The sequence below is a fragment of the Collimonas sp. OK242 genome (assembly GCF_900107095.1).
In the GTDB taxonomy this organism is placed as follows: domain Bacteria; phylum Pseudomonadota; class Gammaproteobacteria; order Burkholderiales; family Burkholderiaceae_D; genus Collimonas.
This window is the reverse complement of the sequence record NZ_FNOR01000007.1, coordinates 1-22,743: the sequence shown is the minus strand read 5'-3', so window position 1 is coordinate 22,743 and position 22,743 is coordinate 1. Positions and strand designations below refer to the sequence as shown.

The following is a 22,743-nucleotide window of genomic DNA, read 5'->3' as shown; positions in this document are numbered from 1 at the left end:
CGAGCCGGATCAGAATGCGACCTTGACTGCTTTGCGCTCTTCCGGGGCTTCGGTCGCCTGCAGCAATTCCGCCGGCTTGAAAGCAAACATGTTGGCGAATATCGAACCGGGGAATTGCTCGATAGCGGTGTTGTACTCCATCACGCTGTCGTTATAGGCCTGGCGTGAAAAACCGATTTTATTTTCCGTGCCGGTCAACTCTTCGGTGAGTTGCATCATGTTTTGATTGGCCTTCAGATCGGGATAGGCTTCCGACAAGGCGAACAGTTTTCCCAGGCTGGCGCTGAGTGCGCCTTCGCTGGCGGCCATCTGCTGCACGGCCGCGGCGTCGGTAGCGTTGCCGCCGACCTTGGCGTTGGCGCTGACCGCCTGGTTGCGCGCCGAGATCACCGCTTCCAGCGTTTCGCGCTCATGCTTCATGTAACCCTTGGCGGTTTCCACCAGATTCGGAATCAGGTCGTAGCGGCGTTTCAGCTGGACGTCGATCTGGGCAAACGCATTCTTGAAGCGGTTACGGAAACTCACCAGGCCATTATAGATGCCGACCATCCAAAATACGATGACAAGTACAATTGCCAGAAAGATGATGAAACCGATCATTGTTTTCCCCAAAAAAAAGCCGCCGGACAATTTGTCCAGCGGCAACAATATATGACAAGAAGCGGAAAAGCAAGCCGGGCCACAGGCCGACTCGCTCCGGCGTCGCAAGGCAATCGCTTTACTTGGCGCTTTCCCTCGGCGCCGACGACATCTGCGTCAATTCGTCTTCGGTGATGTATTCAAATACCTTGACTACTTTCTGCACACCGCTGACGCCAGCAGCGATTTCACCGGCACGCTTGCCTTCCCGTTCAGTGACGCGTCCCATCAGGTAGACATTGCCGCGTTCGGTCACCACCTTGAACGAGTTGCCGAACACATCCTTGGCATCCACCAGGGAAGCGATGACCTTGCTGGTGATGAAAGTATCATTGGAGCGCGCCGAGAAACTCGACGGCGCGCCGATCGCCAGTTCATTGGCTACCGAATGCACGTTTTCGATGGCTTGCGCTTCGCGCTCCGCCGCGGCCTTGGCCGCATCGTCACGGACTTCGCCAGTCAGCAGCACCTTACGATTGTAGCTGGTGATGTTGACATGGCCATCTTGGCCGACGACGCCAGGAATCCGCGTTTCGGCCTTGATCATGATGGCCTTGTCCTCGGTCTGCGCACCCAGGGTACGGCGATCCGTCGCGGCAAAGCCGCCGGCGACAGCGCCGCCCAAGGCCAGTGCCACGCAACCCTGCAAACTCATCGCCACCGCGCCGCACAAGGCGATTGCAGCCAAGGGACGTTGCCAGTTGCTCCAAACTGCTTGCCACCGGTTTTGCCGATCAATCATTCGCATCTCCTCCAAATAAAGCGACATCGATGCCGTCGCATAAGCAGTGAATCGTTAGCAGATGAACTTCCTGGATGCGCGCGGTACGGTCATGCGGCACACAGATATGCACATCTGCTTCAGTCAGTTTCTTGCCGATAGCGCCGCCACCTTTGCCGGTCATGGCGACGATGCGCATGTCGCGCTCCAGTGCGACATCGATGGCGGCCAGCACGTTGGCTGAATTGCCCGAAGTCGAGAACGCCAACAGTACATCGCCGGCCTGTCCAAACGCTTGCACTTGTTTGGAAAAGATTTCGTTGTAACTGTAGTCGTTGCCGATCGCCGTGATAATCGAGGTATCGGTAGTCAGCGCCAATGCCGGCAAGGGCAGGCGCTCGCGTTCAAAGCGTCCCACCAGTTCAGCCGCAAAATGCTGGCAGTCGGCAGCAGAACCGCCGTTGCCGCAAGCAAGAATCTTGTTGCCATTGGACAGCGCAGAGAACATAAGTTCAACTGCGCTGGCAATCGGCCCCGCCAGAACCTCTGCTGCGCGGGCCTTGAGTTCGGCACTTTCATTGAAGTGCGCCAGGATGCGTTGATTTATCATGATGTCGGTATGGAGTGTGAGATTTTGCATTTCAACCTGTTGAGCGATACAGGTTGGATGGGCAGAATTGTTTTCTGAATAATATATGTGCAGCAATGCGTGCTGTGACTATGGTGAGCGGATTATAGCGGCGTTGCCGTTGCCGGCGGTAGATCATCAGGCCTCGAAAGCTTGCTTGATCCATTCGATGGCATCGTCTTCGATGGCAATCACGTCGAAACGACAGGCCGGCAGATCGGCATAGCGCTGCAGGAAGACCTGGGCGGCAATGATGAGTTTGGCTTGTTTGCCGTGCGTTACGCTAGCCGCAGCGCCGCCGTAGCGTCGGCTGCTGCGCTGCCTGACCTCGACAAAAACCAGCAAATTCGAAGCCGGCTCGGCCAGGATCAAATCGATTTCGCCGCCTTTGCAATGGAAATTCCTTGCGATCAGCTTCAGTCCGCGTTGCTGCAAATAAGCCAGCGCGCGGTCTTCCGCCATTTGGCCGCTGGCCTGGCGCGGTGATTGCACTTTCAGGAATTTCGACACGGCGCCAGGCAGAGTCAGGGAGCGCCGAGCGGCATCACGATGCCATTTTGGTAGGACGCGGCCGGCTCCATGCGTTCAAAGCTCGGCTTGCCTACGCCAAAACGGATATTCAGCTGCCCGGTCACGCCGTCGATCTGGAATACGGTGTTGCGCGCGGCGATTTCGCGAGCGATGCGGAAAGCATCGATGCCCAGCGCATACAGGCGCTCCAGATCGGCGTTGGGGCGCTGGTCGGCGGCCACCGGCTGGTGCGGATACGCCATGACGGCCGGGTGGTCGGGTTCTACCTGCCAGGGAATATCCAGCAGCCGCACGCCGTTCAGTTCAGGGATTTGATGTTCCGGATTATTGTCGTTCGAGATCAACGGATTCAGTTGGGAAATGCCGAAGATCGGCGTTTCCTCGCCAATTGCGCTGCGGACCTGCTTGGTCTGGTCGGCATTCAGCGCGGCAAACAGCAAACGCGGCTTTTCACTTTGTATGCGTTGCTGCAATTGTGTCAGTGCGCCGGCGTTGAAGGCGCCGTCTTCCAGGTTTAACGTCATCAGACTGGTGTGCAGTCCGCTGCCTTGCACTTGCTGTATGAAGGCGTTGGCGACGCGCTTTTGCCAGGCGGCATTGGTGCTCAGTACGAATACCGTGCCGGGTGCGTAGTCGGCGCTGACCCAGCTGCCGACTTGCCGCGCTTCGGCCTCAATCGACAAGCCGATGGGCAGCAGTTGCGCCGGCAGAGCCATTTCCTTGCTGGCGGCAAAATCCGGCTGGGTCAGGGCAATCGTCGGTTTGTCCACTTTGCCGTTCTGGATGATGGCGGTAAGACCAGTGCGCGACAGCGGGCCGACCAGGATATCGTACTTCTTGCTGGCAGCGAGATAGGCGGCCAGCATATCGTCAGGCGTATCGGCGGCTTCGATCACGGTGACGGCCAGGCCGTTCTTGTCGCGTTCGTAAGCGTTTAAAAAGCCGCCGCGCACAGCGTCGGCGGCTGCGCCCAACGGACCGGAGCGCAACGGCAGCAACAGGGCGATGCTGGCCAGCGGGATCGTATCGGCGCCGCCATCCAGGCTGGCCGATCCGGCTGTGGTTGTGTTTGCCAGCGCAGGCGGGCACAATCCGTTCAACAGGATACTCGCCAGCAGCGCCAGCTTGGCCCGTCTGGCCCATTTATATAACATTCATAACTCCCCCATGACTCATCAATCTGCCAGCACCCTCATCAACCCAGCGATTCTGGATGAGGTGGCGCAGCAAGCGTATCCCGCGTCCACATTATATGTGCTGGCCACACCGATCGGAAATGTCTGCGATATCAGCCTGCGGGCCCTGCATGTATTGTCCATGGTCGACGCCGTGGCATGCGAAGACACCCGGAATACCGCCCATTTGCTGCATCGCTATGGTTTATCCAAGCCCCTGCTGGCGGCGCACGAGCATAACGAACGGGAAGCGGCGGACAAGATCGTCGCTCGCTTGCAGGCTGGCGAGCGCATCGCGCTGGTGTCCGATGCTGGCACGCCGGCAGTGTCGGACCCCGGGGCGCGGATTGTCGACGCCGTGCTGCGCGCCGGTTTGCGAGCGTTGCCGTTGCCCGGGCCGTCGGCGGCGATTACCGCGTTGTCGGTCAGCGGCCTGGTGAGCGATCAGTTTCAGTTCGTCGGATTCTTGCCGAGCAAGGCAAGGCAACGCGAGATCGTGCTGGCCGGCCTGGCGGGCGCTACTGCGACTTTGGTATTGTATGAGGCGCCGCATCGGATCGTAGAAACCGTTGATGCCTTGTTGCAGGCCTTCGGCGCCAGCCGTCAAATCGTGCTGGCGCGCGAGTTGACCAAATTGTTCGAGAGCGTTCACCGTTGCCCCTTGGGCGAGGCGCCGGCCTGGCTGGCGGCCGACGGCAATCGGCAGAAGGGTGAGTTCGTGCTGCTGATTGAAGCCGCGCCGGTGGCGCTCGACGACAGCGCCGAAGGAGAGCGGGTGTTGCAGATACTGTTGGCAGAATTGTCGATCAAGCAAGCTTCAGCCCTGGCGGCGCAAATTACCGGGCAAAAGAAAAACGCCCTGTATGAACGGGCGTTGGCACTAAGAGGCACTGCGGGCACTGAATAAGATAGCTGCGATAATCTTTCGTCATCAATAAACGCTGCCCTGATTGCATGAATAGGCACAAAATGCGGCGTACAGCGATGTATTTTAGCAACGGCAGTAATATGCCAAATTGGTTCCGGGCCGAGGTTCAATAGTAAAATCCGCCTCCTTGCGCAACGCGGCAAACGATTCAGGCAGTTATCAAATTGAAGTAAGTGGGCCATGCATGCCAGACTTGCCCTTACCAATAAGAGAGAGAACATGAGTAATACGCAAACCAGCAACAGCCCCGGATTCAGGTCATCCCGTCTACACATCATTACGCTGGCTGCATTGGGCATCGTGTTCGGCGATATCGGCACCAGCCCGCTGTATGCGCTGAAAGAGTGCTTTAGCGCGGAACACGGCGTTCCGTTTACGCCGACAGCGGTGCTGGGAATTATCTCGATGCTGTTCTGGGCGATCACGATCGTGGTCTCGCTGAAGTACGTATTGTTTGTGATGCGGGCCGATAATAACGGCGAAGGCGGGGTACTGGCCTTGATGGCTTTGTCGCTGCGCACCGCAAAAACCGGTTCGGGCCGCGCCAAGCTATTGATGATGCTGGGCGTATTCGGGGCTTGCATGTTTTATGGCGACGTCGTGATTACCCCGGCAATTTCGGTGTTGTCGGCGGTTGAGGGACTGGAAATCGCCACGCCGGGACTGTCGCGATATGTGTTGCCGTTGTCGCTGGTGATCCTGATTGCCTTGTTCCTGATCCAGAAACACGGCACCACGGTAGTGGGGAAATTATTCGGCCCGGTGATGTTCGTCTGGTTCTTGTCGCTGGGCGTGCTAGGTGTTTACAACGTCATCAAAGCGCCGGAAATTCTGGTGGCGATTAATCCTTACTATGCTGTCGCTTTCATGCAGCAGCATGCTCTGCAGGCTTTCGTCGTGCTCGGATCGGTAGTGCTGGTGCTGACCGGCGCCGAGGCACTATATGCTGACATGGGACATTTTGGCATCCGCCCTATCCGCTTCGCCTGGTTGTTTACCGTCATGCCCTGCCTGATGTTGAATTATTTCGGCCAAGGCGCGAATTTGCTGGTCAATCCGAGTGCGATCCAGAATCCGTTTTACCTGATGGTGCCGGACGCCTTGCTGCTGCCGATGGTGTTCCTGGCGACCGCCGCCACGGTGATCGCATCGCAAGCGGTGATCTCGGGCGCGTTCTCATTGACCAGCCAGGCCATCTTGCTGGGCTTCGTACCGCGCATGCGGATTCTGCATACTTCCGAAGATGAACGGGGTCAGATCTACGTGCCTGTGATCAACTGGATGCTGCTGCTGCTGGTGGTGGCGGTGGTGCTGGCCTTCAAGAAATCCGACAATCTGGCCGCTGCCTACGGCGTTGCAGTCACCACTACCATGTTAATTACAACGGTGCTGGCAGGGGTTGTCATGCGCACTATCTGGAAGTGGAATCCTTTCCTGGTGGCGTTGGTCATCAGCGCCTTCTTCATTGTCGATTTCGCCTTCTTCGCCGCCAATCTGCTGAAGATCGTCGACGGCGGCTGGTTCCCGTTGCTGCTCGGCGGCTTTGCTTTCTTCCTGTTGATGACCTGGTACTCCGGCCGCATGCTGCTGCGTGAACGCAGCAAGGACGAAGGCATTCCGCTGGAACCTTTCGTCGAAGGCTTACTGGCCCATCCGCCGCACCGGGTGGATGGCACGGCGGTGTTCATGACTGGCAACAAGACGACAGTACCGGTAGCGTTGTTGCACAACTTGAAGCACAACCGCATTTTGCACAAGCGCGTGTTCTTCCTGAAGATCAGTATCTGGGACGTGCCCTTCGTCGCAGACAGCAAGCGTTTAACCTTGAAGGAGTTGGGTCATGACGTGTATGTCTTGCGGGCGGCTTTCGGTTTCAAGGAAGCCCCCGATGTGCAGGCCGTGATGGCATTGACGAACGCACAGTTCGGCCTTGAGTTTGACGTGATGGATACGTCGTTCTTCCTGGCGCGCGACACGGTGATACCGAGCAAGATTCCTGGGATGCAACTATGGCGCGAGAAACTCTTCGCCTGGATGTACCAGAATGCCGCCAAGCCCTCGGATTTTTTCCATATCCCGGTGAATCGGGTGGTTGAACTGGGCACCAAAGTCGAAATCTGAGTTGCCTGGCTTACCCCGCAAGCGGTTCCTGCCTGCGGGGTTCATGGAGCACCGAGGTGTACCTGGCAACGCCACAAATGATGGCCGGAGGCCAGGTACTTACTCTCAAACGGCGTGATTGGCAGCGTCGGCCGGTACGCTTCGCAGCCAAGCGCCTTGCCGCTGAGCTGGCTCAAGGCGCTGGCGCATTCCTCTACATAAATCTGCCAGTTGCTGCGGCATTCCAGAACTCCCCCGAGGGCGACGATATCCGGAAACACCGGATGGCCGTGCCAGCGGCGGCTCAGCTGGCCAATCTTCGGCCAGGGGTTCGGATACAGCAAATAGTGCCGTGCCGGGAAAATCCGGGCAGCCAGCAGCAGCCGCCAATAATCCACCAGATCGGCGCGAATCCTCAGGAAATTGTCCGGCAGCGGCGCCGCGCCCGGCCACAGGGTATTGCGGCCGACCCGGTCGGCAGACTGATCGACCCCGATCACGAAATGATCAGGATACTGCGCCGCCAGATGCATGGTCGACAAGCCGACGCCGCAACCTGCATCCAAAATCAAAGGCAGGCTGCCGGCGGCGCGCCAGGCGGCGATGCTGTCGTCAAAAGCGCGCTGGTTGTAAGCGCTGACCGGTTTTTGAAAAGTGTGCGCCGCGTGTTTGGCGACGGTCGCTGCAAGCTGGTCATGAACGCCGCTTTGGGCACTGTGGATAGGGCTGGAATTGGCGTACATGGGGGATGCGCCGCAAGCGAAGCTACGGCAACAATGCTTAAGCCGTCCCAGTCTTCCTGATGGCTGTCGACGGCGTCGGCAACAGCAGGTTGACTGAAACGAGGTGGATCGGAAAGGGGGTTACTGTAACGTTACCGGCTGACTCATCATCGAGTCATAATTGCCTAAAAAGGCATCGATATCTTCGATGCTCGGCTCGGTCGCAATCAAATCCTCGACCCCTTTACGGAAAAATTCAGCCAGAGCACCAGCAATGAAAATCTCACGCTTGAATGATTTATCGACGATTTCGTAGCCGCCGAAACGTAAAGCTTCGCGTTGTTCATCGGCACCAAATTCGACGACGCTGTATTGGTCACTGTTATAAATCAGGTTCATATGCGCTCCCGGTAATTAAGACAGAAGGTAATGATCGAGTAAGCAGTTTTCAAGCCAGCAAATGAAAATATTATTTTTCAACTCCTTTTCCGAGAGACATGTTTCAAATGAGACATATTTTTCTTGTGAAGAATTTAAATATTTCTTTCATTTATATACTACGCCAGCGTTGATATTTGTCACGAACTAAATGTCGATGAAGGCTATGCGTTTTTCCTGACCGCCATTCAGAGATTCGGAGCCGATCTATTCCATGGGCACGGCCTTCCCGGATCGTGGCTGCCAAATCTTGTTGATGCTGTTGCAGATCTGCTACTCGGACCATTCAAACATGATGCGTTGATGCGATCCCGGCTTGATGGTCACATCGCGAACCTTGGTTTGGCCGCTTTTGATTGCCTCAAGGTGGTAACGCCCGGCCGGTAGTTGCGCCAGAAAGAAAGGACCCTTAGAGACTGTATCCAAGACGGTATTGCGGCCGGCGTCGCTCACTTTCACTTGTATATCAGAAGTAAATTCGTCTTTGGGCGTGGCCTTGATGACAAATTCAAGCGTCAAGGAGTAGTTTTTTGCTGCTTGCTGTATGGCAGTTGATTCGTCTTCCCCGATGCCGCCGGACACATAGGTGGCGACGCCGCTGGTGCTTGGCTGCAGCCGGCTTTGCGTAGCATCGGCAGCAAATGCCAGGTTTGCCGCCATCAATACAGATAGGGTAAAAAGAGAGCGCTTGTTCATGGTGCTTCCTCCAAAAATGCTTCTCCGGTCATGGGAGATTGGCTGGATGGGGAAAATACGACATTGCACAATGCAAGTTGACGCGGCCATGGAGAAATTTGGGGCGCCGACGGAATACATCTTAGCGGCCGCAAATTAAAATAAGCTTAAATCGGGCTTGCTGGTCGGGGCCGTCAAGCCAATCAGCTGTAGTAGTAAGGTTTGGTCGGCACGCTATCCTCTCCGGCCTTTTTCAATTCGCCCAGGTCGACGTCACGATCCCAGAATATGTGCCAGCCGCGGCTTTGCTCGTCGACCACCTCCGGATGTTCTACGAGAAACTCGTCCAGGAACCGGGTGATTTCCGAGACGTAGCCATCGTGACCGACTCTGTAGTCTTTTCGTTTGGTAAACATATGGCCTCCAGACCGGATACTTTTTGGACTGCCGACGGCGCTGCGAGTTTCCTCTGAGTTTTTAATACTGCAAGATCACCGGTCTTGCAGTGCACGTCGATATTGAATCGACTAAGTCGCATGGGTCCGCAGACGATGTCCGCTCCAGTCAGGTCGACAAGTCGAAGCGGCCGTTAATTCAGGTGAGGCGTACGCGCTGCAGCATAGGCCCCCCGGCGCTCGCCACCTGTCAAAAATCTGTGTTAACAATTAACAACTAATGTTAACAAAAAGAATAAATTTTCTTGACGCAATATTTTTAAATGGGCAACATATTTCTTTGTGGGAATTTTTTAATGAATGCACCTATAAGGTGCTGAAAAAAGCGTGTGACCGATATGGGCCTGCGCTTATTGTTTTTATTGTAAAAATGGGGAGTAATACACAGATGTTTATGTTCAAAAACAAACAGCGCGGTCAAGGCATGACCGAGTACATCATCATCGTTGCGCTGATCGCTGTCGCCGCGATTGCTGTTTATCAATTCTTCGGTCAAACCATCCGTAACCAGACTGCAGGTATTGCCAACGAAGTTGCCGGTCAATCCGGCGGTGCGGCAATTACGGCGGCCCAAACCGCGGCTACCGCGGCTTCGGGCGAAGGCGTGAAAAAGGGCTTGAACAAATACACTAACGATAATTCTCGCTAAGACTTAGCCAGAACTCTATAGCGTACCAAGCACCATGCCACGCGCCAGCTTCCGCCGAAGCTGGCCAGCGTTCAAGGGGAGGCGATTTCAGCAGGGTCAAGCGCTCATCTACGGGATTTTTGTCCTGGTAGCTGGCTTGGCCGCGCTTTTCTTCCTTTTTAACACTGGTCAGCTTTCTCGCGAGAAAACCAAGCTCGTCAATACCTCCGACGCCGTTGCCTACAGCGCCGGGGTGATGCACGCACGCGCGCTGAACTACATCGCCTACACTAATCGGGCGATGGTGGCCAACGAGGTGACCATTGCACAAATGGTCAGCCTCTCCTCCTGGGCCCAGTACACCAAGACCCACGCTGAGAGCACAGCCCAGCTGGGATGCGAGACTTATTATTCAGAGCCGGTTGCCAAGGCCATGACCTTGTACATCCCGGTGTGCTATTTCCTGTTTTACGCCAACGAAATCGGCACCGTGGAAATCGTCAGCGAAGCGGTCCAGGCCGCCGCCGAAGCGATGGTGTTTGCGTCGGACGCCGCCAAAGCGGTATTGCAGGCGTCGCAGGTCACCATGCTGGCGACCTTGCCGGTAGCGCGGAAGGACGTGATGCAGCAGGTGGCGAACGCCAACTACCTGAATGACGGCGAAGTCCAGGTTGACACGGTACCCTTGCTCGATACCTTCTTCGCGTTTGACGGCTCGCCGATCATGCAGCGTTACAGCGGCGATCAGCGCGAGCGGTTTGCCCAGGTAACGAAAGCGTCAGCCAATCTGGACAGTTTTGTTCCATCCCGTCATTGGCGCAGCGATGCGCTGGTACCAACCTGCTTCGATCCATTCCCACACTTCGACTATGTCAATCGTGCAGGAGGCACGGAGCTCATCGGTTACGACGAATGGCGTGCGCTCGATACCGTATCTATCTATCGGAATAGTCCACATGGATGGAGACGGAAATGTCGGTCGAATGAGGATGCATTGGGATATGGCAAGCAAAGCGCAAACGACGGCAATTCCTCCGAGGGTGGCGGCACAGTCACCAGCGGCAGCGAAAATCCGCAAGCGGCTTCGCGGGCTTCCAGCAACGACTGGAACTATACCGGCCTGCCCAGCTTTTTCGAGCTGTCCGACAAGGCGCTTGCCTACACCCCGGACAACGCAGACAAGAGCAAGCAGGATCCCAAGGTGCGTTTCGCCATCCGGCTCCGGCGCCAGTCCGACCAGACCGCCACTTCCGATGCCCGTTCGGCGGTCAAGCCATCGGCACATCTGAACAATTACCAGGGCGCGCCCGCCGGGGGGTACTACGCCAGCGTCTCCGCGTCAGAGGTGTTCTTTTCGCGGCCGGTGCCTCGCGCCGACGGTAAAACCGAGCTGGCGAGTCTGTTTAACCCTTATTGGCAAGTGCATCTGATTGAAGTGCCGGATGACATCAAGGCGGTTGCCCAATCACTCCAAGGAACGGTTCTACCACCATGAAATCAGCTGCCGCACATCTCTCCCGCTTTCTTTGCGCCGTAACGGCATTTACGGCGGCATTGCTGTCTGTTCCTGTGTTTGCCGAGACCGGACTGGAACGCGAAATACTGAACGCGCCCATGCCGCACGAAAGCGGCAAGGGCGGCAAGGAAGTGCTGGTTCACTATGTACGCTTGCAGGGCACCCTGCAAGGCGATCCAGATAATGCAGTACGCCTGGAGCAGCTTAAGCGCGATGTCGCCAGCTGCGCCGCCACCAAGCGCGCAGCAAACCAGCCGGTCAACTTGCCGACCGAATGGCCGGACCAGGTGAACGGCTTCCGCGAAGATTTCTACGCCACCAGGAATTTTGCCATCACGTACAGCGCCGCCTGGACTTATATAATGAATCCGGAAGACTGCAGCGTAGTCGATGGCCCGACCCTGGCAGCCAAATCCCACTCAAGGTCGCGCGGCTTATGGACCACCGCTACCCTGAAGTCGTCTGCCGGCTTGTGCCAGATCGACCTGGTTGCCAAAACCGCACGCGGCCAATGTGCGATGGATGTGCACCGCAACGCCCGGCCCTCGCAGGGAAAAAATCCGGCCGATGTGATCGCGCAGCTCAAGCGCAATCCGGCCATTCCCGCCAGCGTCATCGCACAAATGCAGGCAGCCATGCCCGCTGCATCCGGGCCGTCGAAGAATATCCTGGGCATCTCATGCCACCCCGAAAGACTGCTCGGCGACACCATGTGCGTCGCCAGCGGCGGCAGCTTTACGCCAGCCGCCAAACTGGTGCTGGAGCGCAGCTCCGCCAAAGGCATCTCCATGACTGCCAAGCAGGCCGCGCAGGATGTGCGCGTCGGTGAGAACGTGTTCGCACCGCATTTGGCCGCGGGCTTCCAGGTCACGGAGCAGGGAGGCAAGCCGTGAAATTCGCGCCGCGCATAGCCAGACCAGCTCTGCGTGCGCCTGCCCTTTCGGGTTCGGAAGGCCAGGCCCTGACCGAATTCCTGGTGATCTCGGTGGCTCTGCTGCCGCTGTTCCTGTTGATGCCTATGATCGCCAAGTATCAGGACATTGCGCACAGCACGCAGATGGCCAGCCGTTACGTCGCCTTTGAAGCGATGACGCGCAACGACGCCGTCAGCAGCTGGAAGCCGCCCGAGCAACTGGCGGCCGAAGTAAGGCGCCGCTTCTTCAGCAACCCGGACGCCGCCATTAAGACCAATGACGTCGCCGGCGATTTCAAAGCCAATCAAAACCTGTTCTGGCGCGATCCGCAGGATGCGCCATTGATCAAGCATTTCGACAGCGACGTCAATGTCAGCTTCGGTCCTGACCACAATAGCGATCACAGCGGAGGATTTACTTCGGCCAGCGATGGCCAGCCATTTTTGCTGAAGGGGCCTCTCTCGCTTCAGAATCGTGGCATCTATAGCGCCAATGTCTCGGTGACACTGGTCAACTTGCCAGGCGACCTGAAATTCTACAAGCCGTTTGACACGATCAACCTGCGCATGAGCCGCAGCACCAGTCTCTTGATCGATGGCTGGTCAGGACGCGATCCGGGCAGCGTGCAAGACAAACTGAGCAATGTTGAAATTTTTCCGGGGAAGGCATTGGCGCCGTTGTCGGTCGTCGTCGACCCGGTCGTAATGGTGATCGAACTGCCTGGCGGCATTACCAAAGGCCCCAAACTGGGCAAGCTGGATTTTTGGCAAGACGTGGTGCCGCCGGATCGTCTGAGAGCATCCCAGTGATCCAGGCATTTTTTTACCGGCGGAGCCTGGCAGTCTCGGCTGTGTACCGCCGCGCATCCGCTTGTCTGGCGGCGATCGGGGTCGGCTGCACGTTTTTTTTGGGCTACGCATCGGCACAGAATACCTGGCCCAGCATCGCGCTGCCGAAATCGGCAGCGGCTTTCGGTATCGGCGAGCAGCTCACGGCCAACGGCCTGCCAATGCGGATACAGGGCTTCGTATCGCAGAAAAAGCCGGCTGAATTGCTCGATTGGTTTCGCCAGAGCCTGGGCAAGCCGCTGGTGGAAAATACACTCGGCAACAAGCAGATTCTGGGGCGGGCCGAAGGACGTTACTACCTGACGGTGCAAATTGAAGCGGCCGGGCAGGGCAGCAAAGGCCTGGCGGCGGTAACCGATGTGAAAGCCATGTTACAGAGCCGGGAAAAAACGCAGGACAGCAACGGGCGATGGCTTAATCGCTTGCCATCCGGGTCGAAAATCATCAGCCAGATATCGTCCCAGGACGGCGGCAAGCTGAATACGCAACTGGTGATCGTCAACGGTCACAGCGAAACATTGAACGCGAATGCGCTCAAAGACATCATGGAAAAAGACGGCCAGGCACTGGAGCGCGAGGTGACGCCCGATGACAGGACGCTGAACCACAATCGCGCCCGGCCGGCGCAAGGCAGGACCTTGCTGTTCAAGGGAAAGGGAAAGGAAGCTGTCGCCACGATTGCACGCGACGGCAACGGCAGCACATCGATCGTGCTCAGCATTGTTACGCAGATGGAGAACTATAAATGATCAACCCACAGATCTACCCCGGTAGCGCTCGCCTGAACCGGCAAGCGGGCCAGGCATCGCTTGAATATGCCATCGTCTGCGCCGCGCTTGCCTTCGCATTGGGAGTCGGCATGATCGATTCGAACAGCGTGCTTTGGCAGCTGATTGATGCCTTCAAAGTGGCCTATCACAAATACAGTTATTCCCTTTCACTTCCGATCTAATTTGACCTGACCCGACTTTATGAAGCTTTCCCTACCTAAAAAATTCAAACCTGGCAAAACCTGGATCATTCTCGGCGTGGCTCTCAGCATCGGTCTGTTGGCGGCCCTTGCCGCCCGCAGTTTCCTGTCTCACCAGATGGAGGCGATCGAAGCGCGCAGCAAAGGCGAGACCGTCGACGTCGTGGTGGCCAAACGTGAGTTGAAGAAGGGTGAAAGACTGTCTTCTGAAAATGTCGCGGTGCGCTCGGTGCCGCTGCAGTATTCGCACTCGCAAGCCATTTTACCGGATGCGTTTGATCGCGTCGAAGGCCAGGTTCTGGCTTATCCCGTCAATGCCGGCGAGATGATCATATGGGGTCTGATGGAGACCAAAAGAGTTCCTACTTTTTCGGCGCGGGTTGCGCCCGGCCACCGGGCATTGACAGTAGCGGTGGATGAAATCAATTCGATCTCGGGCATGCTTGAGCCAGGCGACATGGTGGACTTGATGGCGACGATCGACAAGAAGGGGAAGAAGATTACTTTCCCGCTGTTGCAAAGCATTCCGGTGATGGCTACCGGCCAACGCTCGGTCGACGATCCGAAGAGCGGCGAGCGGCGTGAATATTCAACCGTCACTCTCGAGACCTCGCCCGAGCAGGCGCAAAACATCATCGTCGCGCGTGAAGCGGGGAAACTCACCGCGCTGCTGCGCAATCCGCAAGACAAGCAGCCGATCGGCAACAGCAATGCCGATGTCGCTTCGCTGCTCGGACTCACTGGCGGCAACACGCGCGAACCGTCGGACAATCAGGTGCCGGTAATTTACGGTGGCGGCAACAGCAAAATCCCGGAAGAAGCCCTGTTGCTCAGCAAATATCAGACTCCGGCGGCTAATCCTGCCGGGCAGCCAGACGGCATGTCACGTCCCGCCGCTGCAGCCGCAACCCGGCCTGGCCAGCAGGCCATGGCAGGTCAAGCAGCTATTCCAAATCCCGCGCAATCTCCGGTGGCGGCGATCAACAACGCCGGCAATGGCCAGCGTTAAGCCAAGCACGCAGCATAACAGCCGATTGAATGCAATTTGAACTGAGTAACGAGTTAATCTCCAATGATAAATAACAACAGCCAATTCCGCTTTTTCCCCGTCAAGCCGCTGATGCTTTTTCTAGCGTTTGCTTTTGCCGGGGGCGATATGACAGCCAACGCGCAGAGCGCCCCGTCAAACATTGCCAACGCTGAAAGCGGCGGCGATAAAGGCGTGAACCTGCCGGCCAAAAACGGCTACGCAGATACCTATCGCTCCAATCTCAAACGCTCAGCCGTCGCTCTGAACCAACCCTATAATCCGATCAAGAAGCAGGACGACCAGGCGCAGATCCCTGAGATCGAAATGTTTGTCGGCGAGTCGCGCGTATTTCCGGCGCCGGGCGTCGCCCGCATCGCCGTCGGCAACGGCCAGATCATGAGCGCGGCAGCGCTCGACAACCGGGAGGTGATCCTGTTTGCCAATGCGGCCGGCACCTCGTCGCTGTTCATCTGGAATGAAGATGGCCGCTACCAGCGTGTCAAGATCAATATCGTGCCGGGCGACACCAGCCGCTTTGCGCGCGAGATCGCGGCCTTCTTGACAACCATCCCCAACACCAAGGCTTCGATTATCGGTGACAAGGTGATTGTCGAAGGCGACGACCTGACCGATGTCGACATCAAGAAAATCGACGACCTGGCCAAGCGCTATCCGCAGATCGTCAACTTCACCAACCAATTGGGTTGGGAGCAAATGGTACTGATGGATGTGAAAGTAGTCGAGTTTCCGAAAAGCGAGCTGCGTGAGCTCGGCTTGAAATGGACCTCCACCGGCGGCGCGATCATCGGCGGAATCTGGAGCCCGGCGCGGCGCGGGAAGGACGGCCCCTATCAGATCAACGTACAAACAGGCCAGGATAACCCGGTGCCGATTACGGCTCCAGGCGGCAATTCCGGTACCGGCGTGGTGTTGCCGTCTGCGCTTAATGTGCTGAGTGCGGTCAATCTGGGTCTCAATGCCCAATTGAATCTGTTGGCGCAAAACGGCAAGGCCACGGTTCTGTCGGAGCCGCAATTGTCGGCGCGTAACGGCTCCAAAGCCAGCTTCCTGGTCGGCGGCGAGTATCCGTATTCGGTCTCCTCCATCAACGGCCTGACCGTCATGTTCAAGCCGTACGGCATCAAGCTCGACATCGAGCCGCGCGTGGACCGTAACGGCGTGATTCGCGCCAAGATTGAAAGCGAAGTCAGCGCCATCGACGGTTCCGTCGTGACGACTGCCGGCCCTGCCATCAGCACACGTAAAACCAATACCGAATTCAATGTCAGAAACGGCGAGACGCTGGTGCTGTCGGGTCTGCTTTCACGCAAGACCAGCGACAATATCGACAAGGTTCCTTTCCTCGGCGATATCCCTATTCTTGGAGCCCTGTTCCGTTCCAAGCGTTTCCAGAACGATGAGACCGAACTGGTGGTCTTCGTTACCCCTACCGTGCTCGACAGCCGCTCGGCCGGACTGGTCGACCGGGTCCAGCGTGCGAGCCAGCGCCTGGAAGACAATTTCGGCAAGAAACCGTATCTGACGGATCCGCTGCAGCCGGGAGTCGACCCGGCGCGCACCAACCAATCTTCGTCCGCCCCGGTGCATCGTCCGGCCGCAGAAGCCGGCAGCGATGAATCCGGCGCGCCGGCGATGACGCCGGCAGAACCGGCGCCCATCGTCCCGGTTCAAGCAGCCAGCATCAGAGCTGCTGCCAGCGCGGCATTGGTGCCAGCGGGGCAAAACCCGTTGCAAGCCGGCGGCAGCTCGCTCCAAGTCAAGACAGACGGCCTGATCGTGCATGCCGAGCCGAACCAGCAAAGCAAGGCATTGCTGCAGCTGGGGCGCGGCTCCATCGTGCAGATGGGCAGCCTCGATCCGCAACCGGCCGATTTCCCTCAGTGGCGCAATGTCGTCATCGGCGCCGTTAGCGGCTGGGTCGCCAGTGCATCGGTGGAACCGTCGAAGCTGCAGCCGACCATTCACCCTTATTCCGCCAGCACGATTGCCCGGCCTGACCAGCAAGGCAGCATCATCGGTTCCGGCAATCCCAATCTGAAACCAGCCAACGCCACCACGCTCACGGCCAACGCCAGGAACAATGATGCGACTGAAGCCAGGCGTTACCGCGTCACCTTGAACCAGCTGGCGCTGAGGGCCAGCGCCGATGTCAATGCGCCGGTGATTCAACAATTGGCAAGCGGCAGTATCGTCGAAGGATTGCCGCAGGCTCCCAATGGCTACTGGTCGCCGGTGCAGATCGACGGCAAGCGCGGCTGGGTCGCCACGCAATGGCTGTTGCCGATCGCGGCGCAGTAGAGATAACAGTAAGGTGAAACCATGCTCCAGATAGAAATACTCGACTCCGACGGCAATAAGAAATTGGTGCAGGCGCCTGATGAATGCGTGATCGGCAAAGGCTCGCAGAATGAGGTTCGCCTGGATAGCTGGCGTGTCTCAAAAGAACACGCACGACTGTTCAAGACCCCTTCGGGTGTCCTGCTGGAAGACATGGGATCGTTCGGCGGCGTCAGCGTCAACGGTGCGCGTATCGACGGCCAGTACGGGCCATTGAAGGAGAGTGAAGTCATAGCCATCGGTCCTTTCAAGCTGCGCGTAACGGAGCTTGGGGTAAATTCCGGCATGGTGCAGGCGGCCCACCCGAAATCGCGTTCCGACACGGCGGCTATCCGTAACCAGATGGCGACCGATGAATTGAAGGCGTCGCGGCTGACTGCCGAGCGCGTCCAGCGTCAGATCCTGCAAGAACAAGCCGAGGCGGAAGTCTTTGGCGGCACCGACCAAAATCCGCCGCAAGCATCGGCGAGCGCCGGTTTCGCGTTGGTGATTGCGCCGGATCCGAAACGCAAGGAACTTGAATTCGAATGGCGCAAGCGCATCCATACCAAGTTGCTGGAAACGATGGATTTGCGGCGCCACGACGTGCACAGCATGACGGATGAGCATCTGCGCAAAGAAACCAGTGCGCTGATACGCCAGATCCTGCGCGAAGTGGATTCGGACATTCCTGCCGAGCTGGATCGCGAGCTGTTGTGCAAGCAAGTGCTCGATGAAGCAATCGGCCTGGGGCCGCTGGAAGAATTGCTGGCCGACGATAGCGTCACCGAAATTATGGTCAACCGATTCGATGAAATCTATGTCGAACGCGCGGGCCGCCTGCAAAAGCATCCGCTTACCTTCACCGGAGACCGTGCAGTGATGGGGGTGATTGAACGTATCGTCGCACCCTTGGGACGGCGCATCGATGAATCGTCGCCGATGGTCGATGCACGCTTGAAAGACGGCTCGCGGGTCAATGCGATTATTCCTCCGCTGGCGCTCAAAGGCGCCTGCCTGACGATTCGTAAATTCTCCAAACGCAAACTGGGCGCACAAGACCTGGTGCAATTTGGCGCTCTTAGTCCGGCGATGGCCAGCTTTCTGGAAATCTGCGTTCTGTCGCGCAAGAATATCATCGTCTCCGGCGGCACCGGTTCCGGGAAAACCACGCTGCTCAATATCCTGTCCAACTTTATTCCCGCCGGCGAACGCGTCATCACGGTGGAGGACGCGGCCGAGCTCAAATTGCACCATGAACACTTGATCAGCCTCGAATCGCGTCCTGCCAACGTCGAAGGCAAGGGCGCAGTGCTGATCCGCGAACTGGTCAAGAACACCTTGCGGATGCGTCCGGACCGGATCGTGGTCGGCGAGTGCCGCGGCGCGGAAGCGATGGATATGTTGCAGGCGATGAACACCGGCCATGAAGGATCGTTGACGACGCTTCATGCCAACACGCCGCGCGACGGCCTGGCGCGCCTGGAAACCATGGTCCTGATGGCCGGCATGGATTTGCCGCTGGTGGCGATTCGCGAACAGATTTCATCGGCGGTCGACATCGTCGTGCAGCAGACCCGTTTTGGCTGCGGCACGCGGATGGTCACCAGCATTACCGAACTGACTGGCATGGAAAGCGGAAAAATCCAGATTCAGGAGCTGTTCAAATTCGTCAATAAAGGTTATAGCGGGCCACACAACAAGGTAACCGGCTACTTCAGCGGCTGCGACATGGTGCCGACCTTCTATGAGGAATTGCGTGCTACCGGCAGCGATCTTGACATGGCCATCTTCAAACCGTTCGATGAAATGCAGGGTGCTCATGTCGAGCACAATTCCATGCATACAGCCAATTGACGGGGCGTAGCCATGAATAACAGCAACATGCTCACCATCATTACCGTCGTAGTGGCCCTGTCGGCGGGACTGCTGGGCTGGTTCATCATCGACATGGGAACGGTGACGATGAATCGCTACCGCGCCAATTTCACCGAACGCACCAAGTTCCAGGCGCAGGAATTTTTCCTGTTCATCGATCCGACCAAACTGTTCGTGGCCAATCTCGCCGTCATGGCGCTTGGCGGCTTGCTGGTATGGATCATCACAGGCACCGCCGTCATCGCGCTCCCCGTGTTCTTCGCACTGGCATTGTTGCCGCGCACCTTGTATGCATGGATGCGCAAGCGTCGCCTGCGCAAATTCGAAGAACAACTGCCTGACGCCTTGATGATGCTGTCCGGCGGCATGCGTGCCGGTGTCGGCCTGACTTCTGCGATCCAACAGCTGGTCACCGAAGCCCAAGCGCCGCTGGGGCAAGAGTTTTCACTCATGATTCGCGAGCAGCGGCTGGGCGTCACTTTGGAACAGAGCCTGAGCAACCTGGCGCGCCGCATGCCAACCCAAACCACGACGCTGGTCGTGTCGGCAATGCGTATCGCCAATGAAACCGGCGGCGGCCTGGCCGAGACCTTGGAACGTACGGCAAACACCATTCGCAGCCGTTTGCAAATGGAAGGCAAGATCGGCGCCCTTACCGCACAGGGAAAACTGCAAGCCTGGGTGGTCGGATTGTTGCCGATGGTGCTGATGGCGATTCTTAACAAGATGGAACCGGAAGCCATGAGCCTGCTGTGGCACAGTCGCACCGGATGGGCCACGCTGGGCGTGATTGCCTTTTTTGAGTTCATGGGCGTGTTTGTGATTCGCAAGATTATTGCGATCGACGTCTGATCGGCAAGAGGGTATCGACATGAATGAAGCAGTGAGTAAGAATTTTGGCTTGATCAGCATGCTGTTTGCATTGGCGATCGGCCTCTCGGTAGCGCTGGTGGCGTGGCTGATCAGTCGCGCGCTAGCTGCAGTCCCGGAAGAGGATCGTGAATACAAGGATCCGCCGCCGCTGGGCTTTCGTCTGGTCTGGTGGCCGATTCAGGCAATCAGTTATTACATCAACCCGCTTATCTCCGGCAAGACGCATGCGGCATTGCTGACGCGTCTGCGCAAGGCCGGGCTGGATTTCACTATCAGCCCGACGCAATTCATGGCGAGCCGCATATTTGCAGCGGCGCTGACGGCGATCGCATTTTGGTGGGGGCTAGGCTCTTTCGATCATGTGTCGGCGGATGGCACAGGCTTTCGCAGCAGCCTCTATTTGCAGGTAGCTGCCTGCGGCGCTTTATGCGGCTGGGCTTACCCGGCGATCTGGCTGAGCGACCTGCTGGGCGCCAGGCGTCGCGAGCTGCTCAAGACGCTGCCGTTTTATCTGGACATCATTACGCTGTGCGTCGAGGCCGGCCTGAACATGCAAGGTGCGATGAACCAGGCAGTGGCAAAGGGGCCGAAAGGCGTCTTGCGAGAAGAGTTCCAGCGCGTCCTGCGCGATATCCGCGCAGGTAAAGGCCGCGCCATGTCGTTACGCGACATGGCCGATCGCCTGAACGAAACCAGCGTCACCAATTTTACGACTGCCGTGATTCAAGCGGAGAGCATGGGCATGAACCTGGGGCCGGTACTGCGTGCGCAGGCGGATCAGCGGCGCACCGAACGTTTTTTGCGGGCGGAAAAATTGGCCATGGAAGCGCCGGTAAAGATGTTGTTTCCGCTCATCGTATTTATTTTTCCATGCACTTTCATTGTGCTGTTCTTTCCGATCGTGATGAAGTTCATACATTCAGGTCTATGAAAAACTTCCAAACCGCAACCATACAAACCAGCAGCGGCCAGCATGAACTCGAGCTCATGCTGGCCGATAATTTCCTGCAGCGTTTCGTCGGCTTGATGATGAGCCGTCCGCTGCAGGGGGGCATGGAAAAAATGCCTGGCATGCTGATCACGCGCTGTCCAAGCGTTCATACCGCGTTCATGCGCTACGCAATTGATGTGGTTTACCTCGATGCAAACGGCATAGTCACCAAATGTGTGCCCAATCTCAAGCCATGGCGCGCTAGCCGCAGTACGGGGACAGATGCGCAAGGGCGACGTCTGGCACGCGCGGTCCATACCTTGGAACTGCCCGCCGGGGCGGCCGGCAAGCTTGCCATCGGCCAGGGCGACCGCTTGCGCCATCCGTATTTCGAGGTCCGGAAACTGAGCAAGACAGCCGACCTGCAAGCGTCGGTTGCACCGTATCGGAAGGCAGCTGAAAAACCATCCATGCGCTTGCAGCGCGGAGCGTCGATGATCGAGTTTGCCGTGGTGGGGCCGATCATCAGCTTGTTAGGATTGGCCGTGCTGCAATACGGCATGCTGTTTTTTGCCAAGAACCAAATGAATCAGGCCAGCTTCATGGCAGCCCGTGCGGGCAGCATGGCCAACGCCAGTCTGAATTCTGTGGGAAAAGCCTATGCGAATGCCTTGATCCCGCTCTATGGCGGCGGATTGACCACGCAGGAACTGGCCAGGTCCAAGGCGCTGGCCATCTGCGAGTCCACCAAAAATCCGGCCGACCTGGCTGCCGCGGAAGCCTTGGCCGGAGCGACGTTTACCGCTGATGACCAGGCTAGCTGCAACAAATCCCTGACCCAAGGCGGCGCATGGATCGAGCTTCTCAATCCTACCAAGGAAAGCTTCGACGACTGGAAGGACGACACCCTCACTCAAACGGTAGGCAACGGCAAGCGCGTGATTCCCAACCGCAATCTGGCGTTTAAGGATTCCAGCAAGATAGGAAGCAGCTCCGGGCAAAGCCTGCAGGACGCCAACGTGATCAAGGTGCGCATCACGCAAGGCTATATACCCAAGGTGCCGTTGATGGGCTTGATTTACACCAAATACCTGAAATGGCTAGATACCAAAACGGATCCGGTTTACACACAGCTGGTCAACAACGGCCGCATACCAGTGGTGACCGATGTCACCATGCAGATGCAATCCGACGCCATCGAGCCTGATAACCCTGTATCGGCGCCAGGCATGGGCAACGGCGGCACTCCGACCAATCCGGGAGACCCGCCTGTCGTCACCACCGACCCTCCTGCCTGCGGGAGCGTCGGCTGCACGGTACCGCCTAAACCGGTTGATCCGGGCGGAACCTGTACGGGTCCTAACTGCCCAGTCTGTAACGGAGCGTAATCATGCGTCTACTGCCTAAACTATTTGCTATCCCGGCCTTGCTGGCCGCGCTGTTTTCCGGCACGGCTCCGGTGCAAGCCTGCGGTCCGAGTCCGGGCGGGCAGACCTGCAACAGCGGCACGCAGGCCGCCAGCCTGGGTAACGACAGCAGCACCAACCAGGGCGCCGGCAACCCGATCAACATCATCAACGGCAACAAGTACCAGCAAGAAGTTGATTTGCCGGCCTTGCCCGGTGTGCTGGGGCTGGAGATCATCCGTCACTACAACAGCCAGTACAGCATGCCCAATGTGCCCAACGGCGCGTTGGGCCGGGGCTGGAAGCTCAGCTATGAAACCGACCTGTATGCCACCGGCAGCAACATCCAGATCGTGCAGGCCGACGGCACCCGTATCATCTTCGATCGCGATCCGAGCCA

General features: G+C 57.6%; 24 protein-coding genes. 15 read left to right on the top strand and 9 right to left on the bottom strand.

Going from position 1 to position 22,743, the window contains the following annotated elements; genetic code table 11:
- Nucleotides 1-9: 9 nt before the first annotated feature.
- The 5 genes from BLV81_RS08690 to BLV81_RS08670 all read right to left on the bottom strand — a co-directional run bounded on the left by BLV81_RS08690 (nucleotide 10) and on the right by BLV81_RS08670 (nucleotide 3,673).
- Nucleotides 10-600, bottom strand: coding sequence for a LemA family protein (locus tag BLV81_RS08690; protein ID WP_092355015.1), 591 nt, complete (start codon nucleotides 598-600; stop codon nucleotides 10-12).
- Nucleotides 601-718: 118 nt separating this feature from the next.
- Nucleotides 719-1,381: a BON domain-containing protein gene (locus BLV81_RS08685; protein ID WP_176992804.1), complete on the bottom strand. Its 663-nt coding sequence runs from the start codon at nucleotides 1,379-1,381 to the stop codon at nucleotides 719-721.
- Nucleotides 1,374-1,970 carry a phosphoheptose isomerase gene (locus tag BLV81_RS08680; protein ID WP_092355012.1) on the bottom strand — a complete coding sequence of 199 codons (597 nt, stop codon included), beginning with the start codon at nucleotides 1,968-1,970 and terminating at the stop codon, nucleotides 1,374-1,376. Before BLV81_RS08680 ends, BLV81_RS08685 begins: the two co-directional genes overlap by 8 nt.
- 156 nt (nucleotides 1,971-2,126) lie before the next feature.
- Complete coding sequence (locus BLV81_RS08675) at nucleotides 2,127-2,450, bottom strand: YraN family protein (RefSeq protein ID WP_092355009.1); 324 nt, start codon at nucleotides 2,448-2,450, stop codon at nucleotides 2,127-2,129.
- Nucleotides 2,451-2,512: 62 nt separating this feature from the next.
- Nucleotides 2,513-3,673 carry a penicillin-binding protein activator gene (locus tag BLV81_RS08670; protein WP_092354458.1) on the bottom strand — a complete coding sequence of 387 codons (1,161 nt, stop codon included), beginning with the start codon at nucleotides 3,671-3,673 and terminating at the stop codon, nucleotides 2,513-2,515.
- 13 nt (nucleotides 3,674-3,686) lie between these two features.
- Here BLV81_RS08670 and rsmI point away from each other — a divergent pair, with 13 nt between their 5' ends.
- Complete coding sequence (gene rsmI, locus BLV81_RS08665; RefSeq protein ID WP_092354456.1) at nucleotides 3,687-4,601, top strand: 16S rRNA (cytidine(1402)-2'-O)-methyltransferase; 915 nt, start codon at nucleotides 3,687-3,689, stop codon at nucleotides 4,599-4,601.
- 240 nt (nucleotides 4,602-4,841) lie between these two features.
- A complete protein-coding gene (locus BLV81_RS08660) occupies nucleotides 4,842-6,743 on the top strand; it encodes a potassium transporter Kup (protein ID WP_092354455.1) in 1,902 nt (633 codons plus the stop codon).
- A 41-nt stretch (nucleotides 6,744-6,784) separates the two neighbouring features.
- Here the strand turns inward: BLV81_RS08660 and BLV81_RS08655 are convergent, their stop codons facing one another.
- The 4 genes from BLV81_RS08655 to BLV81_RS08640 all read right to left on the bottom strand — a co-directional run bounded on the left by BLV81_RS08655 (nucleotide 6,785) and on the right by BLV81_RS08640 (nucleotide 8,973).
- On the bottom strand, nucleotides 6,785-7,465 hold the full coding sequence (locus BLV81_RS08655) for a tRNA (guanine(46)-N(7))-methyltransferase TrmB (protein WP_092354453.1): 681 nt from the start codon (nucleotides 7,463-7,465) through the stop codon (nucleotides 6,785-6,787).
- 120 nt (nucleotides 7,466-7,585) lie between these two features.
- Nucleotides 7,586-7,843, bottom strand: coding sequence for a BTH_I0359 family protein (locus BLV81_RS08650; protein ID WP_014008142.1), 258 nt, complete (start codon nucleotides 7,841-7,843; stop codon nucleotides 7,586-7,588).
- Nucleotides 7,844-8,155: 312 nt separating this feature from the next.
- Nucleotides 8,156-8,578 carry a peptidase associated/transthyretin-like domain-containing protein gene (locus BLV81_RS08645; protein ID WP_092354450.1) on the bottom strand — a complete coding sequence of 141 codons (423 nt, stop codon included), beginning with the start codon at nucleotides 8,576-8,578 and terminating at the stop codon, nucleotides 8,156-8,158.
- 182 nt (nucleotides 8,579-8,760) lie between these two features.
- On the bottom strand, nucleotides 8,761-8,973 hold the full coding sequence (locus tag BLV81_RS08640) for a DUF3460 family protein (RefSeq protein ID WP_092354448.1): 213 nt from the start codon (nucleotides 8,971-8,973) through the stop codon (nucleotides 8,761-8,763).
- A 427-nt stretch (nucleotides 8,974-9,400) separates the two neighbouring features.
- On the opposite strand from BLV81_RS08640, the gene BLV81_RS08635 reads away from it, so the two are divergent.
- From BLV81_RS08635 to BLV81_RS08575, 13 genes are all read left to right on the top strand, one after another.
- The gene (locus tag BLV81_RS08635) at nucleotides 9,401-9,661 is read left to right on the top strand and encodes a lipase chaperone (RefSeq protein ID WP_092354446.1); all 261 of its coding nucleotides are present in this window, start codon (nucleotides 9,401-9,403) and stop codon (nucleotides 9,659-9,661) included.
- A 34-nt stretch (nucleotides 9,662-9,695) separates the two neighbouring features.
- Complete coding sequence (locus BLV81_RS08630) at nucleotides 9,696-11,135, top strand: pilus assembly protein TadG-related protein (RefSeq protein WP_092354444.1); 1,440 nt, start codon at nucleotides 9,696-9,698, stop codon at nucleotides 11,133-11,135.
- Entirely contained in the window at nucleotides 11,132-12,049 is a 918-nt protein-coding gene (locus BLV81_RS08625) for a hypothetical protein (protein WP_092354442.1), read from the top strand. The genes BLV81_RS08630 and BLV81_RS08625 overlap by 4 nt, the downstream gene beginning before the upstream one ends.
- Nucleotides 12,046-12,879 (top strand): hypothetical protein, encoded by an 834-nt coding sequence (locus BLV81_RS08620; RefSeq protein ID WP_255365065.1) that lies wholly within the window; start codon nucleotides 12,046-12,048, stop codon nucleotides 12,877-12,879. Before BLV81_RS08625 ends, BLV81_RS08620 begins: the two co-directional genes overlap by 4 nt.
- Nucleotides 12,876-13,667: a hypothetical protein gene (locus BLV81_RS08615; protein ID WP_092354440.1), complete on the top strand. Its 792-nt coding sequence runs from the start codon at nucleotides 12,876-12,878 to the stop codon at nucleotides 13,665-13,667. The genes BLV81_RS08620 and BLV81_RS08615 overlap by 4 nt, the downstream gene beginning before the upstream one ends.
- Complete coding sequence (locus BLV81_RS08610; RefSeq protein ID WP_092354438.1) at nucleotides 13,664-13,870, top strand: hypothetical protein; 207 nt, start codon at nucleotides 13,664-13,666, stop codon at nucleotides 13,868-13,870. The genes BLV81_RS08615 and BLV81_RS08610 overlap by 4 nt, the downstream gene beginning before the upstream one ends.
- A gap of 19 nt (nucleotides 13,871-13,889) precedes the next feature.
- Nucleotides 13,890-14,897, top strand: a complete 1,008-nt coding sequence (gene cpaB, locus BLV81_RS08605) for a Flp pilus assembly protein CpaB (RefSeq protein ID WP_092354436.1) — start codon at nucleotides 13,890-13,892, stop codon at nucleotides 14,895-14,897.
- Between the two features lie 147 nt (nucleotides 14,898-15,044).
- Nucleotides 15,045-17,237 (top strand): pilus assembly protein N-terminal domain-containing protein, encoded by a 2,193-nt coding sequence (locus tag BLV81_RS08600; protein WP_255365064.1) that lies wholly within the window; start codon nucleotides 15,045-15,047, stop codon nucleotides 17,235-17,237.
- Nucleotides 17,238-17,258: 21 nt separating this feature from the next.
- A complete protein-coding gene (locus BLV81_RS08595) occupies nucleotides 17,259-19,112 on the top strand; it encodes an ATPase, T2SS/T4P/T4SS family (RefSeq protein ID WP_092354432.1) in 1,854 nt (617 codons plus the stop codon).
- Nucleotides 19,113-19,124: 12 nt separating this feature from the next.
- Complete coding sequence (locus tag BLV81_RS08590; RefSeq protein WP_092354430.1) at nucleotides 19,125-19,985, top strand: type II secretion system F family protein; 861 nt, start codon at nucleotides 19,125-19,127, stop codon at nucleotides 19,983-19,985.
- A gap of 19 nt (nucleotides 19,986-20,004) precedes the next feature.
- Nucleotides 20,005-20,937: a type II secretion system F family protein gene (locus tag BLV81_RS08585; RefSeq protein ID WP_092354429.1), complete on the top strand. Its 933-nt coding sequence runs from the start codon at nucleotides 20,005-20,007 to the stop codon at nucleotides 20,935-20,937.
- On the top strand, nucleotides 20,934-22,325 hold the full coding sequence (locus BLV81_RS08580; RefSeq protein WP_176992803.1) for a DUF192 domain-containing protein: 1,392 nt from the start codon (nucleotides 20,934-20,936) through the stop codon (nucleotides 22,323-22,325). The genes BLV81_RS08585 and BLV81_RS08580 overlap by 4 nt, the downstream gene beginning before the upstream one ends.
- A gap of 2 nt (nucleotides 22,326-22,327) precedes the next feature.
- Nucleotides 22,328-22,743: DUF6531 domain-containing protein (locus BLV81_RS08575; protein ID WP_176992802.1), on the top strand; the 416-nt coding region annotated here is incomplete at its 3' end.